The organism is Zobellia uliginosa, from assembly GCF_018860745.1.
Taxonomy (GTDB): Bacteria; Bacteroidota; Bacteroidia; order Flavobacteriales; family Flavobacteriaceae; genus Zobellia; species Zobellia uliginosa_B.
In genome coordinates this window covers 675,111-691,139 of record NZ_JAHKPY010000003.1, presented here as the reverse complement: position 1 = coordinate 691,139, position 16,029 = coordinate 675,111, and the positions used below count along the sequence as shown (strand labels likewise).

Below are 16,029 nucleotides of genomic sequence, written 5' to 3'. Positions count from 1 at the left end.
TATTGTCAGTCCAAAGTATAGCAACTTTGCTAATTTTTGAAGAGAAAGAATGTTTTAACTTATAATACCAAGAGGCGCTGTAGTTTTCCAAGCGCCGCGGGTAAAATCCGGAAATTCTTGTGGAGCGCCATTACTTGCTACGGAAGCTTCACTTAAAGGCGCAACTGCACTCCAAAGACAACCTTCGTATACATTTTGATCCAAAGGTTCTCCGTTTCTTAAGCATTCTACAATACGAAATAGCATCATAAAATCCATGCCACCATGACCGCCCATTTTTGTTGCTAATTCTCCTACTCTTTTGTATAATGGGTGTTCATATTTCTCATATATTTTTGCCAATCCATCACCCTCTGCCCAATGGTGGTGATCGTCAGTTGCACCTTCAACACCACCTTCTATGGCTACACGAGTTGGGAATCCCGCCAAAGTGCCTTTTGTGCCTTGAATCATGTTGTGGCGTGTGTACGGCCGTGGACTCGTTTCATCCCATTGTACCATAATGGTCCTACCTAAAGTTGTTTTTATGATGGAGGTATTGATGTCACCTCCCTTATAATCCAATTTATTCCATTTGTGGTCTGCTGGGAAATTCTTTTCAGCGTACAAATGCCTACCTTTAGAAGGAGAAGAAAATGAGTTTATAAACTTAAAGTTATCATCCGTTCTACCTACGTTCATATATTGCGCCACAGGGCCTAGGCCATGTGTGGGATAAAGGTTTCCGTTTCTATTTGCATAATGTGGAGTTCTCCAAGAACCCGTACCACGGTCTACTTGATCCATTTGGAAGCGTAATTCATGAATGTAAGCGGCTTCACCATGCAATAATTCTCCAATAGCACCTTGACGGCACACATTTAAATACAATAACTCATCTCTACCATAGTTGACGTTTTCCATCATCATACAGTGCTTTTTGGTCTTCTCTGAGGCATCTACAATTTGCCACATTTCTTTAACTGACAAAGCAATTGGGACTTCTACAAAAGCATGCGCCCCTGCGTTCATAGCCGCTATGGCCATTGGTGCGTGTAACCCCCATGGAGTAGCTATTATTACGGCATCTGGCTTTTCTTTTTCCAGCATTTTTTTCCAATCGTTTTCACCATCGGTATATAACTTTACCTTTTTATGTCTTTGACCTTTACCCGCTTCTTTACATACATCTGCAGACTTTTTGGCTAAGTCCTCATACAGATCGGAGATGGCAACAACTTCTGTATTTTCTATAGCCGCAATTTGAGCTATATGACCAGAACCTCTTTCACCTACGCCAATAAAAGCAAAACGTACTTTATCTAATTTTGGGGCTTTAAAGTCACCCATGTATTGCGAAGAAAAAGGGCGCTCCGATCCTAGAAAATTAGCTTGGGAAATACTTGGTGTTAGAGCAATGCCCGCTCCCACCAATGATGTTTTTTTTAGAAAATTTCTTCTATTTGAGTTCATCTGTCTTTTTTTGTGAGTTGTTGTAGATATGAAACTACAATATAAAGAAGTTTTACCTAATCTGAACCCTTTTGGAGCTGTCACTAACAAAGTCTTACAAAGTGCCGTTTATTTTTTTGACAGCACATTTAGAGAACATATCTTCGTAAAAGATGATAAAAGAACAATGTTTAGGATTTTTAAATACGCCAGTCTTGTGGACGGGTGAGAAATTTGGGATAGAGCAATTTGTTTTTCCAGAATTGAAAATGAACAGATTTCTTCCAAAGCCCATTTTAAAAAAATTGCGTTTAGGTCATCAAATGGAACATGTATTTACTCAACTTTTAATACGAAACAGCACCTATGACCTGGTCCTAAGTAACCAACCTGTAAAAGATGAAAAACGTACCATTGGCGAAATCGATTTCATCCTTAAAAACAGAGAGACAAAAAAACTGATTCACGTGGAACTGACCTATAAATTCTATATTATAGACCCCACGATTTCAGAACCCATCCACCGATTAATTGGGCCGAATCGTAGAGATATGTTCTTTACGAAAATGGAAAAAATAAAAGACAAACAATTTGCTCTTTTACATTCCGAAAGTGGGATTAGAACATTATCTGAAACAGGAATAAACCATGGAGAGATTGAGCACCAGGCGTGTTTTAAGGCACAACTCTATACGCCTTTCTCAAATAATACAGTGGACATTACCCCATTAAACAAAGAATGTATATACGGCTATTGGTTAAGGTTCAATGAATTTGAAAAGAATGCATTTAAGCCTCATAAATACTACATTCCTAGCAAATCTGAATGGGTAATTGAACCCCATAAAAAAGTACGTTGGTCATCTCATTTTGAAACCTTAATGGAAGTAAACTTGCGCAACCTAAATGAAAATGCACCTATGCTCTGGATGAAAAAATCCGATACCGAGTTCGAAAAGTTTTTCGTGGTTTGGTGGTGAGAGTTAGTAGTTAGTGGTGAGAGTTATTAGTTAGTAGTTAGTAGTTAGTAGTTAGTAGAAGAAAAAAAAATCCCATCATAAAAATGCTTTACCTAAGCTTTTTTTATTTTAATTATCCGTCAATACCAACTTTTAAAACTGTAAACAACTACCCAATACTTTCTTCTCTACACTCCATACCAACTACTCCATACCAACTACTCAATACCAACCCAAATCACTCAAAAGTATAACTCCCTTTCACTACTTGCGTCACTCTAAAATAACCATGGGCATAATTATCAGGATTTGTTAAGTTGATGCAGTTTCCTTTTACCGCTACGGGGGTTGCAGAAAAAATACCTACTCCACCTATTTGGTCTATCAAGATATCCATATAATTATAGTATGCTTCTGACACACCGTACATCTCTACCGTAACGACATCACCTGGCTGAATCGCTTCTATTTTATCTGTATCTTCATCTTCTTCAGTTTCATACCAAGTATCTATTTCATTACCATTAATAAACTCATCATCACCCACCTCAAATTCTGGCAATAAATCGCCTTCCTTCTGAAATCTAAATAGGTAATAATTCTCTTCATCTTCAGGGTCTGTAAATTCCACATGTAATTCTAGCTCTTCGTCATCAAAACCATCTTCACGTCCTTGATACAAATCCGTGATATCAGTAACTGGCGTTAATGTTTCTTTTGCCGTGTAGGTTTCACCATTATAAACAATTTCCAATGTGTAGGACTGATTCAGAACCGGTACGAAATCAGAAGTGGCATACATACCGTTATTTTGGTCTGCAAAAACAAATTCATCGCCACTCGTGTCATTAATTACTGAAACAGATGCACCAGTAATAGCTGTACTACTGGAAGTTTCAAAAAAATTGGTAGATGTACTCAATTTTACAAACTGTTCATTTCCTGCAGTTCCTTTTTCCCAATCCAAGGAGGCTTGAATAACTAACCGGGTAGTATCTTCTTGAACCTCTACGTCAATAACATCAGTACAAGACGTAATTGATGTCATTAAAATTAATACGGTGATTTTTATATAGTTGTGCATGTTTCTAAAATTTAAAATTATAAGTTATCGAAGGAACGATGCCAAAAATAGCCGTTCTGGTGGCTTCATTCGCTCCAGTCTCTAAATTTTGACCAAAGGAAATAGATGCGGCATTTTTACGATTATAGGCGTTATAGATACCTAAAACCCACTCCCCTTTAAAACGTTTTTCCGGTTTACGATTCGGTTTGTAATTAACCGACAAATCTAAGCGGTGATAAGACGGTAAACGATCAGAATTTCTATCCGCATAACTAGCCACAGAAATACCCTCATATTCATACTGCCCATTTGGGTAGGTTACCGGCCTACCGGTCTGAAATACGAGATTGGCACCAAAACTTAATTTATCATTCAACTTATAAGCCCCAGAAATAGAAATATCATGGGTTCTATCATAAGGGGTGTTATACCAATCCCCATCGTTTATTCCCAATCCACCGGCAATACCACCTGGAGTTCGTTGTTCTGATTTTGACAAAGTGTATGCAATCCACCCCGTGAAGTCGCCTTCATTTTTTCGTAATAAGAGTTCAAGACCATACGCTCTTGATTCCCCTGTTAAGATTTCGGTTTCTATGGTATTTTGCCCTATTAGATCAGACCCATCAATATAATCGATTCTATTATCTGTGTTTTTAAAATAGACTTCGGCCTCCATAGAATACACTTTATCCTTAAAATTCCTGAAGTATCCTAATGCATATTGATTGGATAATTGTGGTTTTATAAACTGGCCGCTTGGGGCCCAAACATCCAATGGTGTAGCAGAAGAAGTATTAGATAGCAAATGAATATATTGAGCAACTCGCGAAAAACCTGCTTTTAAGGAGGAGTTGTCATTTAAAACATACGCCAGAGATGCTCTAGGTTCAAAATTTCCGAATTTTTCTATGGCATCTCCTTTTTCATAATTGGTCTCCCCTATTGCGGTTCCTCGTTCATAGATATCCAAAGCGGGATTATAGACTACAGGTTGTTCGTTGGCATAATCAACCATTGCCTGCCCACCAAGTCTTGTAAATCCGCTATAACGCAACCCGTATTGGGCGGTTAACTTATCGGTAAGTTTATGTTCCGCATTAATATAGACTCCGCTTTCTATTGCTTTTTTACTATCTAATGTAAATGGATTTACCGCTGAAGTTTCTGAAGTTGGACTGATTTTCCCTGGATCAAAATCATAATAAATACCACTTGCCCCAAAATCTAGTTTAAACTTATCACTCAAATAATATTTAAAATCATACTTCAGGTTATAATTTGTGATGGAAGAAACCCAATCAAACTCTGCAGTAGTAATTCCTAGATCATAATCATACTTACTATAGACTGCTGAAAGGTTCGAAAAAAGCCGGTCGTTAAAAATATGGTTCCAACGCAAATTCCCTGTTGAATTACCATAACTACTTTCAAAATTCTCTCCTAGCTCAAAAGAATCCCTTCCAAAATAACCAGAGAGATATAGTCTGTTGTTCGTATTTATTTTGTAATTCGTTTTTAAATTTAAGTCATAAAAGCTGACACTGTTGTCCTCACCTGCAGCTTTTAACAATATATCGGCATATGAGCGTCTACCCGCTATTAAAAAAGAACCTTTATCATTGAACAACGGACCTTCTAAGGCAAGACGACTAGATATTATACCTATTCCTCCTGTTGCAGCAAATTGCTTACTATTACCATCTTTTTGACGAACATCCAGCACGGAAGAAACTCTACCACCATATCTGGCAGGAATTCCCCCTTTGTATAATTTTACATCCTTAATAGCATCTGCATTGAACACAGAAAAGAATCCGAACATGTGCGAAGTATTGTAAATTATTGCCTCATCCAATAAAACCAAGTTCTGGTCACCCGCACCACCTCGTACATGAAATCCACCGGTACCTTCTCCATTATTGGTTACCCCAGGAAGCATTTGTAACGACTTTAAAATATCTACCTCTCCCAAAACAACGGGCATTTGCTTTACGGTTGCTATATTCATTTTAGCGACACTCATTTCCGGTTTTCGCAAAACAGCTCTTTCCGGTTCATCTGCGCTAACCACCACCTCTTCCAGCTCGGTTGAGGCTTCCGAAATTTCAAAATCGAACTGCTGGTTTTTATCCAATGTAACCGCTTGGTATTTGTCTGAATACCCCATGTAAGAAATATGTAGGCGATAGTTGCCTTCCGGAGCTGTAATGGAATAAAATCCGTATTCATTGGTAACTACTCCTATTGTTGTCTCTTCCAAAAATACGGATGCACCAAATAGGGTTTCGCCGTTAAGTTGATCTGTTATTTTTCCGCTTACGGTGTAGTTTTCCTGCGCCATACTATAAGCGCTTATGAGCAATAGCAACAGGCTGAAAAAGGCCTTTAACCTTTGCCCAGCCAGCTTTTTAATTCTTTTTTTTATCATTTTATTTTTATTTTGATTGATGAACACTTCTATTGACAACCAAATTGCAAGAAGGTTGCATCTCTTTGTTTTTTTCTCCAATTATATAAGTACGAAGCTAGTAAATCAGAAAAATATAAATCCTATTATATTAATATCTTAGCATTAAAATATTCCTCCCTAAATGCAACCCTTGCAACTTTTGCTTGTCTTTGCTATTGAAACCTAATTGTAGAGAACAAATAACCCTCTTTAATTAATTGAAAACCGAAATCCGTTTTACGCATAAGTCCCTTGTTGAAAGCAGCAAGTCTGGCGATAGAAACGCACAGTACCAACTGTACGAGCTCTATGTAGATGCTATGTATAACATTGGGATGCGATTTTTGGGGGTCAAAGAAGATGCGGAAGACATTGTGCAAGATAGTTTTGTAGATGCTTTTAAAAATCTGCACAACTTTAAATATGAGTCAACTTTTGGAGCATGGCTTAAACGGATAGTCATCAACAAAAGCATAAATCATCTAAAAGTAAAGCGTCTTCCTTTAGCCGCCATGGATGATCATGAGTATCACCTAACGGAAGAAATACATAATGACCCGGTAGATGCAATTGATATTCAAAAAGTTAAGATGGGTATTGAAAAACTGCCTTTAGGTTACAAAAATATTATCAACCTGTATTTACTGGAAGGCTATGATCATATAGAAATTGGTGAAGTGTTGGGCATTACAACATCAACCTCCAAATCTCAGTATCACAGGGCCAAAAAGAAACTAGTTGAAATTATAAACACCTTATAATGGACAATTTTGAAAAACATATTAGGGCAAGTAAAGCATCTTTTGATGACCAAAAGGCAGATCGCGCCAAGCTTTGGGCAAATATAGAGGCTCAACTTGAACCTTCTGAACCTAAGGTAATCCCGCTATGGAAATTGCCTATGCTGCGTATTGCGGCAACTGTACTTGTTATCCTAGGAATTTCCGGGCTGATCGGTATCTCGTTTCTAAATGGCTCTACGAATGAGAACAATTTTGTATCCAAAGAATTACAGGATATAGATATGCATTACAAAGGCTTGGTATCCTACCAAGTACAATTGGTAAAGAATAATGACAAACTATCAGATGCCGATAAAGAAGAGTTTTTATCCTTTATGGACGAATTGGATACCGAATACGAACAGTTGAAGTTGGAGATGAAGAACAACCTGGATAACGAATTGGTATTGGAAGCTATTGTTTCTAATTACCGAAAGCGAATAGAGCTCATAGAGAACCTACTGCGCCAGCTAAACGAATCAAAATTAAAAGATGAGGATTATGGATACACTTTATAAAAAACTGCTCCTTTTTGCTGCGGTGATGCTCCTTGGCCTTCCGGTCATGGCGCAGGAAAAAGTGTCTAAAAAGGTAAACAAGACCTACGGGTTTACCAACGGGGGAGAAATTCATTTAGACAATAAATACGGCAATATTAATATCTACGGATGGACCAAAAATGAGGTTTCCATTACTGTGAATATTACTGTTACCCATAAAAAGAGTGACAACGCCCGAGAGCTTCTAGAGCGAATTAGACCTATTCTTCGCGAAAGCGATGATTTTTTATCCGTTGGTTATGAGATTGGAGAAAACAGTTCTGGTTTCTTTTCCAATCTTTTTGAGAAGGCTAACCCTTTTGATTTTGACCGAAGTAATGTGCAAATAGATTACAAAGTCTACATGCCCGAAAAGGCAGAAATGGAAATCATTAATAAATTTGGCGATGTTTTTATAGAAGATTGGAGAGGAGTTTTAAAAGCCGATGTGCAACATGGCGATATGTGGATAAATGATAATTTGAATAAAGCCGATATTAATCTAAAATACGGAAAATTACGAGCTAAAAACATCTATTATGCGAACCTTGACCTGAAGAATGGTGGGTTGGATATGGACGATTCAAACACTATGCGCTTAAACAGTAGTGGCAGTGATATAAGCATGCACACTATTGGTTCTTTAGAATTCTATTCCAATAAGGATGAGGTGGACCTGGAGGAAATAGGTACTTTTTACGGGATGCTCAAGTTCAGTACGATTCAATTGGGAAGGTTGGCAAAGGATATAGATTTGGTCCTGAAAATATCTGATTTTAGAGTTGATCACATCCTATCTACTAATGGTACAATTATTATTGAGCAAGAGTCATCAGAAGTAAGTCTTAATATTACGGACTTTCCTCACGAATTCTCGGCAGTACTGGAGGAAGGCCTGGTGCGCTTACCTAAATCATTTCACGATGTAGATTCGGAGATGCTGGATAAGGGTAAAAAGCTTCGTGAAATCAACGCTGTTTATGGTAAGAAAGTGCAAGGTCATATTTCCATTACCGGAAAAAAGGGCGTGGTATTACTCAAAGAGCTTTAGATATAGTGGGAAGTGAGCAGCTAGCCTTTGATAACTTCTATGAACCGAAAATAGCCACCAATACTTAAAGAGTGTTGGTGGCTTTCATTTTAAATTTTGTTTCAATTACTCCGTATATGCCCCGGAAGAATACGTCAACTCATAACTGTGCGAGTAGATTTCAAAAACAATTCCGAAAGGGTCTTCCACATAACACATTCTATAGGGCTTTTCATTAGGATAATAAGACCTTATGGGCATACGCTGCTTTCCACCATACGCTACAATTTTATCAACCAAATCTTCAATGTTTGGGTCTTGTATGCAGAAATGGAATAGTCCCGTATTGAAAGGATTAAAATTTGGTGCCTCTTTAACCCCCTGTGGAAATGAAAATAATTCTATTCCAACACCATCTGAAGTGGACATGTGGGCAATTTCAAATTCTTCCCAGTCTTCACCAAAAACATCAATACACATCTGGCCAATGGCTGTTTCTTTTTCTTTTTTAACTTTTGATGGAGCCATTATCACATACCACCCCATTACATCAGAATAAAATGTAACGGCTTCTATTAATTTGGGAACCGTAATACCAATATGTGAAAATGATTTTGGATACTCTTTATTTGTGTTCATATTTTTAGTTTTACACTACAAAACAAACCTATATTTGACTTATAGACAATAACTTACCCAAAAGTTATATAGTTACCAAAAAGAGTAAATTTCTAATTATCAACATTTTGTATCTAAAATGAATAACAAAAATTACTGCCCTTTAGATTACACCATGAATTTAATCGGTACCAAGTGGAAACCAATTGTTCTGTTTCATCTTCTTGACAGGCCATTACGTTCGGGCGTTTTGCAGAAAAAAATTATAGGAATATCAAATAAGATGTTTACTCAAACTGTACGTGAACTAGAAAAAGACGGGTTGGTCCTAAGAGAGGTATTTCCCGTGGTTCCTCCAAAAGTTGAATACGGTTTAACAGAAAAAGGAAAATCACTCAAAGACATCTTGGAAAGTCTGGATAAATGGGGCGCCGACAATAGTAATCCGCCATTAAATTAAGTATCCTTTTCACTTCCCATGATGCCTATTACAGTAAAAAATTCATTTTTTTTGAAAATAATTCGTTTTTGATGCAACTTTTCGTGCCTTAGGTTGTCTATTAGGTAATCAATCAAAAAATGAACAGTGATGAAATTATTACAAACGGGTCTTCTTATACTATGTTTGGGAGCAACTTTCTTTAGTTCCGCCCAAAATGAAACGGAAGAATACTTGGAATTTAATGATCGTAACAATGTCGTTCACGGGGTATACCTAGGTCTTACTATGGGTGTTGGCGAAATTGATGACCAAAATGCATTCATGGGCGGGCTTAAAGTTGCCTATGTAGCCAATCGTCAATTTGAAATAGGCTTTGCGGGCAATTTTCTATACTCGGAACAAGATATTTATAACAACAGTCTAGCGCGTTACGAAGACTTAATAGGTGCCTACGGCGGTCTTCACTTAGAACCTATTTTCTTTAGTAAAAAACGTGTTAATCTTTCTTTTCCCCTTTTATTGGGTGCCGGTGGCGTTGGTTATATTGATAATCGTTTTCAAGATGATGATACCTACGAAGAAGAGCTTACCGAAGATGATTTTGATGTTGTCTTCGTAGCCGAACCTGGCGTAAGTGCTCTTTTTAATATCTCTCGCTATTTGCAACTAGAAGCAGGCGTCAAGTATCGTTTTTCTAGTAGAATTGAACTTCCCCCTACACGCACTACTCGTATTAATGGCTTTTCGGCCGGAATAGGAGTTAAAGTGGGTATTTTTAATATGGGTCGTAATAGATACAAAAAGAACGTACAATGAAAGCAACAAACGAAAAAATCTGTCCGCATTGTCACGATGTTATAGAAACACAGCATGTATTCAGTGAAAACAACCAAGTATTTCTTAGAAACAATTGTACCGGTAGTTCCTCAACTAAAGAAGAATGGTCACCCATTAACTTTCAGTGGATTCCTGTAGTTAAGCTTCAGGAGCGTTTAGTAAACGTCTAAAACACCACAATTCATCAATCTGCTTTCCCTTTGGGCGAGCTTAAAAACAATCAAAATGAAAACAAAAACGATTTTTATCGCCATGGCCGTGGCATGTGGAATTCTTACCTCTTGTGACTATGACCATATACGAGCTTCGGATGAAATCACCACCAAAGATTTAACAATTTCTGATTATGACAAATTAAAAGTTTCCAATGCTTTTGATGTCTACGTTACCTTTTCAGATAATGAAGAGGAAATCCAAATTGAAGCGAATGACAATTTACAAGACCGTATTGTTGTTGCACGAGAAGGAAACGAAGTTATCATCAAACTTAAAAGATACACAACAGTAAGTGGCAATCCCACATTGAAGGCTTTTATAACCACCAAAGATATTTCTGAATTCGACCTCTCTGGAGCAGCAAGCGTAACCTTAGAAAGTCCTTGGAATACCGAACGTGGTAAAATCGAGCTTTCAGGAGCGTCTGACCTTACCGGTGAAGTCTTTGCAGATTATCTGAATGTTGACCTTAACGGTGCATCTGAAGCCGATATTTACGGGGAAGTAAAATCCGTACATGCCAACCTTTCCGGAAGCAGTGATTTTAGAAATTACGATTTACAAATAGAGCGTTTGAACATAGATCTTTCAGGAGCCAGTGAAGCTTTTCTTACTGCCACGGAATCAATAGATGTAGAGGCAACGGGAGCGAGCACTCTAAACTACAAGGGTACTGCGGTTATCAATCATGAACGAATAAAAGGTGCTTCACAGCTAAAAAACAGAAACTAGTAAAACGACTATTTATGTCGTTTTACTAGTTCCGCTTCTATATCTTTTAAGGTGAATCCTTTTGCCTGAAGTAATATTAAGTAATGAAAAAGTAAATCTGCACTTTCATATAAAAAGAGGTCATCCTTATCATCCATGGCCTCTATTACAGTTTCCACGGCTTCCTCACCAACCTTTTGGGCTATTTTGTTTATGCCCTTTTCAAATAAAGAGGCAACATATGATTTACTAGAATCCGAAGCTTCACGACGCTGTGTTATAACTTCTTCCAATTGAGATAGAAATCCAAAATTTGAAGTGTTTTCTTCGTTCCAACACGTATCTGTTCCTTTATGACAAGTAGGACCTACGGGTTTTACAAAAACTAGAAGTGTATCATCGTCACAATCGTTTTTAATATCTACCAGCTCCAAGAAGTTTCCGCTCTCCTCGCCTTTGGTCCACAATCTTTTTTTGGTGCGACTATAAAACGTTACTTTTTTGGTCTCTTCAGTTTTGTCAAAAGCCTCTTGGTTCATGTACCCAAACATCAAAACGTTTTTTGTAACTGCGTCCTGAATAATTGCCGGCACAAGTCCGTCTCCATTTTTATTGAAATCTATTTTCATCGTAAATATTTTAAGCTAGTGCGAATTTTACGGCCGCATGAGCATGTTCTTTTGTGGTATCTATAACCGCTATCGTACAATCTTCTTGTTGAATTAGTAACGGTATTTCGTTACAACCTAAAATAACACCTTGCGCTCCTTCTTTTTCGGCTTTGCCAATAATGTCTAAATATTTCTTTTTTGATTCTTCGGTAATAATGCCTTTGGAGAGTTCATGATATATTACGTCATGAACCACCTCTCTATCTTCTTTAGAAGGAATTAAAACTTCTATTTGAAACTGATTCTTAAGGATATCCTTATAAAAATCCAGTTCCATAGTATATTTTGTACCCAATAAAAGCACTTTTTGACATCCCTTGGCTTTTACCGCTTCTCCGGCTACCTCTGCAATATGCAAAATAGGAATAGCTATTTTTTGTGTAATTATAGGAACACTCAAATGCATGGTGTTCGCACAAATGAGAATAACTTCCGCACCGGCATTTTGTAAACGCAAGGCAATATCCGCCATCTTCTCATGTAAGGAATCCCAATCTCCTTTGCCCTGTTTTTCCGAAATCTCCGCAAAGTTAACAGATTCAATAAGACACTCACAGGAACTAGAACCTCCTAAAGTTTCAGCTACTTTTGTGTTCAACAACTGATAATACAACTGTGTTGACTGCCAAGTGATGCCTCCTATTAGACCTATTTTTTTCATTATCTCTTATTTATCGGTTAGAGTCCAAATCGAACTTATAATCGTACGGGAATTCCTTTATCTTTTAACTCTTCTTTCAAATCTTTAATACCAATTTCCTTAAAATGAAAAACACTGGCTGCAAGCGCTGCATCTGCTTTTCCTTCTACAAAGGTATCCGTAAAATGTTGCATATTTCCTGCACCACCCGATGCAATTATGGGAATGTTCAATTCCGTGCTTAGTTTGCTCAACGCTTCGTTCGCAAAACCGTCTTTGGTACCGTCATGATCCATTGAGGTAAAAAGAATTTCTCCTGCACCACGCTCTTCAACTTCTTTGGCCCATTCAAACAGTTTACGTTCCGTAGGTACTTTACCTCCTACCAAATGAACAATCCACTCACCATCTATCTGTTTGGCATCTATGGCTACCACAATACACTGTGAACCGAATTTAGCCACCAAGTCGTTTATTAACTGTGGATTTTTTACTGCCGATGAATTAATGGAAACCTTATCCGCTCCATTGTGCAAAAGAACATCAACATCTTCAACAGATGAAATTCCTCCTCCCACAGTAAAAGGAATACTTACTTTCTCCGCTACATGGTAAACCAGTTCGGCTAAAGTCTTGCGTTTTTGTTCTGTTGCCGAAATATCCAGAAAAACAAGCTCGTCCGCTCCTTCTTTACTATAGATCTCTGCCAATTCCACTGGGTCGCCCGCATCACGTAAATCAACGAAATTTACGCCTTTTACCGTTCTCCCGTCCTTTATATCCAAGCAGGGTATGATTCTCTTTGCTAACATAGTACAATGTTCGTTTTACTTTAATTTCTTATCTACATCCCTATTTCCAAAATAAAATCTTCCAACTGTTTTAGGCTGATCCTATTTTCATAAATGGCTTTTCCAATGATTGTACCTTCACATCCCATCTCTGCCAGTTTTGGCAATTCATCAAAAGTAGAAATTCCACCACTGGCAATCAATTTTAATCCTTGGCTTACATTACCACCAACCTCTTTACATTGTGCTAAAATCTTTTTATACAAGTCAAAAGAAGGACCTTCCAGCATTCCATCCTTTGAAATATCCGTACAGATTACATAAGCGATTCCTTTTTCCTGATATGATGAAATAAACGGAATCAATTCTTCCTTTGACTCTTCTTGCCAACCGGAAACTGCTACTTTTTCATCTTTGGCATCCGCACCCAAAATAATTTTTTCGGCTCCATAGGTTTGAATCCAATTGGAAAAAGTCTCCTTATCTTTTACAGCAATACTACCACCGGTTATCTGATTAGCACCACTCTCAAATGCGATTCGCAAATCATCGTCCGTTTTCAGTCCGCCTCCAAAATCAATGTTCAGCGTAGTACCGCAAGCTATCTGCTCCAAAATCTTATGATTTACGATATGCTTGCTTTTAGCACCATCTAAATCTACTAAATGTAAATATTGAATACCATGGGCCTCAAACTCTTTGGCAACTTCTAACGGATTCTCATTATATATTTTCTTGGTATCATAATCCCCTTTTGAAAGGCGAACACATTTACCATCTATGATGTCTATTGCTGGTATTATTCTCATTGTTTAGTTAGTAGTTAGTAGTTAGTAGTTAGTAGTTAGTAGTTAGTAGTTAGTAGTTAGTAGTTAGTAGTTAGTAGTTAGTAAAAGTTATGAAAACACCCTTAAAAAAATGCTTTGCTAAAGCTTTTTTTCGTTTAACCATCCTTTTGTTCTACTTCTAACTAAGCCATATTTTATATATTTCACCTTTGGAATCTCAATACTCTGTACTCAGTACTAATTCTTCTATATATTCTTCAAAAAATTCTCAAGAATCCTTTCGCCTATATCACTACTTTTCTCCGGGTGAAATTGGGTGCCATAAAAATTATTCTTCGCCAGTGCAGCGCTGTATTTTATTCCGTATTCTGATTCCGCTATGGTTTCTTTGCAAAGTGGCGCATAAAAACTGTGAACTAAATAAATATGCTCTTTGTCCTCAATATTTTTAAAAAGCTCCGACTTTAAGTTGGTAATCTGATTCCAACCAATCTGTGGAACCTTAACCTCATTTGTGAATTTGATTACATCCACATCAAAAATACCTAAGCCTTTAGTATCACCTTCTTCTGAAGAATGGCACATTAACTGCATCCCCAAGCATATACCCAAGACAGGCTGCTTCAAATTCGGAATCAGTTTGTCCAAGCCGCTCGCCCGTAATTTAGACATGGCACTACTCGCCTCGCCCACACCAGGAAAAATAACCTTATCAGCAAACTGTATTTCTACTATATCGTGACTCAAAATTGCTTCATAGCCCAAACGCTTTATAGCAAATTTGATACTCTGAATATTACCTGCACCGTAGTTTATGATTACTATTTTCATCTTTTCTAGTCATGAGTACCGAGTATTGAGTACAAAGAAAATCAATACTTTGTACTCAATACTTCATACTATTATTTAAAGCATTCCCTTTGTACTTGGCAACACCATTTTTTCTACATCACGTTTCACGGCCATTTTAATTGCCTTTGCAAAGGCTTTAAATATAGCCTCAATCTTGTGATGTTCGTTTTTACCTTCCGCTTTTACATTTAGGTTGGCTTTGGCCCCGTCCGTGAATGATTTAAAGAAATGATAAAACATTTCCGTAGGCATATCCCCCACCATTTCACGATTAAATTCCGCATCCCACACTAACCAGTTACGTCCACCAAAATCTATGGCCACTTGTGCTAAACAGTCGTCCATAGGAAGGCAGAAACCGTAGCGTTCAATCCCCATTTTAGAACCTAGTGCCGTGTGAAAAACCTCTCCTAAAGCAATAGCTGTATCTTCAATAGTATGGTGCTCATCTACTTCCAAGTCACCATTTACTTTGATTTCCAAGTCCATTTGACCATGGCGAGCCAATTGATCTAGCATATGGTCAAAGAAAGAAAGTCCTGTTTTGATATTGCTTTTGCCCGTCCCGTCCAGGTTTAGGTTGATGTAAATATCCGTTTCATTAGTTTTTCTGTGCGTTTCTGACACTCGGTTTTCCAACTTCAAAAACTCGTAAATTTTTTCCCAATCATTACTTTCTAGGGCAATAACCGAATCCAAAGCATCACGTTTCACTGTGATTTCACCCGTACCTAAGTTGGTATCATCATTAATAAAAATTCCTTTTGAGCCTAGATTTTTAGCCAGTTCAACATCCGTCAATCGATCACCGATTACGAATGAATTTTTTAAATCATACTCCTCCGCAAAATACTCGGTCAACAAACCTGTACCTGGTTTTCTGGTATTTGCATTTTCATGGGGAAACGTACGGTCTAGAAAAACCTTGTCAAAGACAACGCCTTCATTCTCAAAAGACTTCAATATAAAATTATGAACCGGCCAAAATGTATCCTCAGGAAAAACATCTGTTCCAAGTCCGTCTTGATTGGTGATCATTACCAGTTCATAATCTAATTCCTTGGCTATTTTACCCAAAAAAGTAAATGCCTTAGGATAGAAAATCATCTTCTCAAACGCATCAATTTGCTCGTCAACGGTTTCTTTAATAATCGTTCCGTCTCTATCTATAAATAAAACTTTCTTTGCCATGATATGGTTTCTT

18 protein-coding genes are annotated in these 16,029 nt (G+C 37.6%); 8 read left to right on the top strand and 10 right to left on the bottom strand.

Annotation, left to right across the window (positions count from 1 at the left end):
* Positions 1–54 precede the first annotated feature (54 nt).
* Positions 55–1,452 carry a Gfo/Idh/MocA family protein gene (locus KO521_RS06720; protein ID WP_215939132.1) on the bottom strand — a complete coding sequence of 466 codons (1,398 nt, stop codon included), beginning with the start codon at positions 1,450–1,452 and terminating at the stop codon, positions 55–57.
* 152 nt (positions 1,453–1,604) lie between these two features.
* Here KO521_RS06720 and KO521_RS06715 point away from each other — a divergent pair, with 152 nt between their 5' ends.
* Positions 1,605–2,411, top strand: a complete 807-nt coding sequence (locus tag KO521_RS06715; RefSeq protein ID WP_215939131.1) for a DUF1853 family protein — start codon at positions 1,605–1,607, stop codon at positions 2,409–2,411.
* Between the two features lie 217 nt (positions 2,412–2,628).
* On the opposite strand, the gene KO521_RS06710 is transcribed toward KO521_RS06715, so the two are convergent.
* Together KO521_RS06710 and KO521_RS06705 are read right to left on the bottom strand one after the other, a co-directional pair.
* A complete protein-coding gene (locus tag KO521_RS06710) occupies positions 2,629–3,474 on the bottom strand; it encodes a DUF4249 domain-containing protein (RefSeq protein ID WP_215939130.1) in 846 nt (281 codons plus the stop codon).
* A 4-nt stretch (positions 3,475–3,478) separates the two neighbouring features.
* On the bottom strand, positions 3,479–5,887 hold the full coding sequence (locus KO521_RS06705) for a TonB-dependent receptor (protein ID WP_215939129.1): 2,409 nt from the start codon (positions 5,885–5,887) through the stop codon (positions 3,479–3,481).
* A 239-nt stretch (positions 5,888–6,126) separates the two neighbouring features.
* On the opposite strand from KO521_RS06705, the gene KO521_RS06700 reads away from it, so the two are divergent.
* Genes KO521_RS06700 through KO521_RS06690 form a run of 3 tightly spaced genes read left to right on the top strand, consistent with a single transcriptional unit; the run spans position 6,127 to position 8,280 of the window.
* Positions 6,127–6,669 carry an RNA polymerase sigma factor gene (locus KO521_RS06700; RefSeq protein WP_252729897.1) on the top strand — a complete coding sequence of 181 codons (543 nt, stop codon included), beginning with the start codon at positions 6,127–6,129 and terminating at the stop codon, positions 6,667–6,669.
* Positions 6,669–7,208 carry a hypothetical protein gene (locus KO521_RS06695; RefSeq protein WP_215939128.1) on the top strand — a complete coding sequence of 180 codons (540 nt, stop codon included), beginning with the start codon at positions 6,669–6,671 and terminating at the stop codon, positions 7,206–7,208. The genes KO521_RS06700 and KO521_RS06695 overlap by 1 nt, the downstream gene beginning before the upstream one ends.
* A complete protein-coding gene (locus tag KO521_RS06690; RefSeq protein ID WP_215939127.1) occupies positions 7,192–8,280 on the top strand; it encodes a hypothetical protein in 1,089 nt (362 codons plus the stop codon). Before KO521_RS06695 ends, KO521_RS06690 begins: the two co-directional genes overlap by 17 nt.
* A 105-nt stretch (positions 8,281–8,385) precedes the next feature.
* Here the strand turns inward: KO521_RS06690 and KO521_RS06685 are convergent, their stop codons facing one another.
* Positions 8,386–8,898 carry a lactoylglutathione lyase family protein gene (locus KO521_RS06685; RefSeq protein ID WP_215939126.1) on the bottom strand — a complete coding sequence of 171 codons (513 nt, stop codon included), beginning with the start codon at positions 8,896–8,898 and terminating at the stop codon, positions 8,386–8,388.
* 118 nt (positions 8,899–9,016) lie between these two features.
* Here KO521_RS06685 and KO521_RS06680 point away from each other — a divergent pair, with 118 nt between their 5' ends.
* From KO521_RS06680 to KO521_RS06665, 4 genes are all read left to right on the top strand, one after another.
* Complete coding sequence (locus KO521_RS06680; RefSeq protein WP_215939125.1) at positions 9,017–9,337, top strand: winged helix-turn-helix transcriptional regulator; 321 nt, start codon at positions 9,017–9,019, stop codon at positions 9,335–9,337.
* Between the two features lie 129 nt (positions 9,338–9,466).
* On the top strand, positions 9,467–10,135 hold the full coding sequence (locus KO521_RS06675; protein WP_215939124.1) for a hypothetical protein: 669 nt from the start codon (positions 9,467–9,469) through the stop codon (positions 10,133–10,135).
* Positions 10,132–10,326, top strand: coding sequence for a hypothetical protein (locus KO521_RS06670; RefSeq protein WP_194527438.1), 195 nt, complete (start codon positions 10,132–10,134; stop codon positions 10,324–10,326). The genes KO521_RS06675 and KO521_RS06670 overlap by 4 nt, the downstream gene beginning before the upstream one ends.
* Positions 10,327–10,381: 55 nt before the next feature.
* Entirely contained in the window at positions 10,382–11,104 is a 723-nt protein-coding gene (locus KO521_RS06665; protein ID WP_215939123.1) for a head GIN domain-containing protein, read from the top strand.
* Between the two features lie 8 nt (positions 11,105–11,112).
* Here the strand turns inward: KO521_RS06665 and hisIE are convergent, their stop codons facing one another.
* From hisIE to hisB, 6 genes are all read right to left on the bottom strand, one after another.
* Positions 11,113–11,712, bottom strand: a complete 600-nt coding sequence (gene hisIE, locus KO521_RS06660; RefSeq protein ID WP_215939122.1) for a bifunctional phosphoribosyl-AMP cyclohydrolase/phosphoribosyl-ATP diphosphatase HisIE — start codon at positions 11,710–11,712, stop codon at positions 11,113–11,115.
* 10 nt (positions 11,713–11,722) lie between these two features.
* On the bottom strand, positions 11,723–12,415 hold the full coding sequence (locus KO521_RS06655) for an aspartate/glutamate racemase family protein (protein ID WP_215939121.1): 693 nt from the start codon (positions 12,413–12,415) through the stop codon (positions 11,723–11,725).
* A 35-nt stretch (positions 12,416–12,450) separates the two neighbouring features.
* Complete coding sequence (hisF, locus tag KO521_RS06650) at positions 12,451–13,206, bottom strand: imidazole glycerol phosphate synthase subunit HisF (RefSeq protein ID WP_215939120.1); 756 nt, start codon at positions 13,204–13,206, stop codon at positions 12,451–12,453.
* Positions 13,207–13,238: 32 nt separating this feature from the next.
* Positions 13,239–13,994, bottom strand: coding sequence for a 1-(5-phosphoribosyl)-5-[(5-phosphoribosylamino)methylideneamino]imidazole-4-carboxamide isomerase (gene hisA, locus KO521_RS06645; RefSeq protein ID WP_215939119.1), 756 nt, complete (start codon positions 13,992–13,994; stop codon positions 13,239–13,241).
* Positions 13,995–14,219: 225 nt separating this feature from the next.
* The gene (hisH, locus tag KO521_RS06640; protein ID WP_215939118.1) at positions 14,220–14,804 is read right to left on the bottom strand and encodes an imidazole glycerol phosphate synthase subunit HisH; all 585 of its coding nucleotides are present in this window, start codon (positions 14,802–14,804) and stop codon (positions 14,220–14,222) included.
* A 75-nt stretch (positions 14,805–14,879) separates the two neighbouring features.
* A complete protein-coding gene (hisB, locus tag KO521_RS06635) occupies positions 14,880–16,016 on the bottom strand; it encodes a bifunctional histidinol-phosphatase/imidazoleglycerol-phosphate dehydratase HisB (protein WP_215939117.1) in 1,137 nt (378 codons plus the stop codon).
* Positions 16,017–16,029 lie beyond the last annotated feature (13 nt).

What these genes read in the sequence shown, in the direction of transcription:
- KO521_RS06720 (WP_215939132.1), bottom strand. Translation starts at nt 1,452, where the DNA reads ATGAACTCAAATAGAAGAAATTTTCTAAAAAAAACATCATTGGTGGGA.
- KO521_RS06715 (WP_215939131.1), top strand. Translation starts at nt 1,605, where the DNA reads ATGATAAAAGAACAATGTTTAGGATTTTTAAATACGCCAGTCTTGTGG.
- KO521_RS06710 (WP_215939130.1), bottom strand. Translation starts at nt 3,474, where the DNA reads ATGCACAACTATATAAAAATCACCGTATTAATTTTAATGACATCAATT.
- KO521_RS06705 (WP_215939129.1), bottom strand. Translation starts at nt 5,887, where the DNA reads ATGATAAAAAAAAGAATTAAAAAGCTGGCTGGGCAAAGGTTAAAGGCC.
- KO521_RS06695 (WP_215939128.1), top strand. Translation starts at nt 6,669, where the DNA reads ATGGACAATTTTGAAAAACATATTAGGGCAAGTAAAGCATCTTTTGAT.
- KO521_RS06690 (WP_215939127.1), top strand. Translation starts at nt 7,192, where the DNA reads ATGGATACACTTTATAAAAAACTGCTCCTTTTTGCTGCGGTGATGCTC.
- KO521_RS06685 (WP_215939126.1), bottom strand. Translation starts at nt 8,898, where the DNA reads ATGAACACAAATAAAGAGTATCCAAAATCATTTTCACATATTGGTATT.
- KO521_RS06680 (WP_215939125.1), top strand. Translation starts at nt 9,017, where the DNA reads ATGAATAACAAAAATTACTGCCCTTTAGATTACACCATGAATTTAATC.
- KO521_RS06675 (WP_215939124.1), top strand. Translation starts at nt 9,467, where the DNA reads ATGAAATTATTACAAACGGGTCTTCTTATACTATGTTTGGGAGCAACT.
- KO521_RS06670 (WP_194527438.1), top strand. Translation starts at nt 10,132, where the DNA reads ATGAAAGCAACAAACGAAAAAATCTGTCCGCATTGTCACGATGTTATA.
- KO521_RS06665 (WP_215939123.1), top strand. Translation starts at nt 10,382, where the DNA reads ATGAAAACAAAAACGATTTTTATCGCCATGGCCGTGGCATGTGGAATT.
- hisIE (WP_215939122.1), bottom strand. Translation starts at nt 11,712, where the DNA reads ATGAAAATAGATTTCAATAAAAATGGAGACGGACTTGTGCCGGCAATT.
- KO521_RS06655 (WP_215939121.1), bottom strand. Translation starts at nt 12,415, where the DNA reads ATGAAAAAAATAGGTCTAATAGGAGGCATCACTTGGCAGTCAACACAG.
- hisF (WP_215939120.1), bottom strand. Translation starts at nt 13,206, where the DNA reads ATGTTAGCAAAGAGAATCATACCCTGCTTGGATATAAAGGACGGGAGA.
- hisA (WP_215939119.1), bottom strand. Translation starts at nt 13,994, where the DNA reads ATGAGAATAATACCAGCAATAGACATCATAGATGGTAAATGTGTTCGC.
- hisH (WP_215939118.1), bottom strand. Translation starts at nt 14,804, where the DNA reads ATGAAAATAGTAATCATAAACTACGGTGCAGGTAATATTCAGAGTATC.
- hisB (WP_215939117.1), bottom strand. Translation starts at nt 16,016, where the DNA reads ATGGCAAAGAAAGTTTTATTTATAGATAGAGACGGAACGATTATTAAA.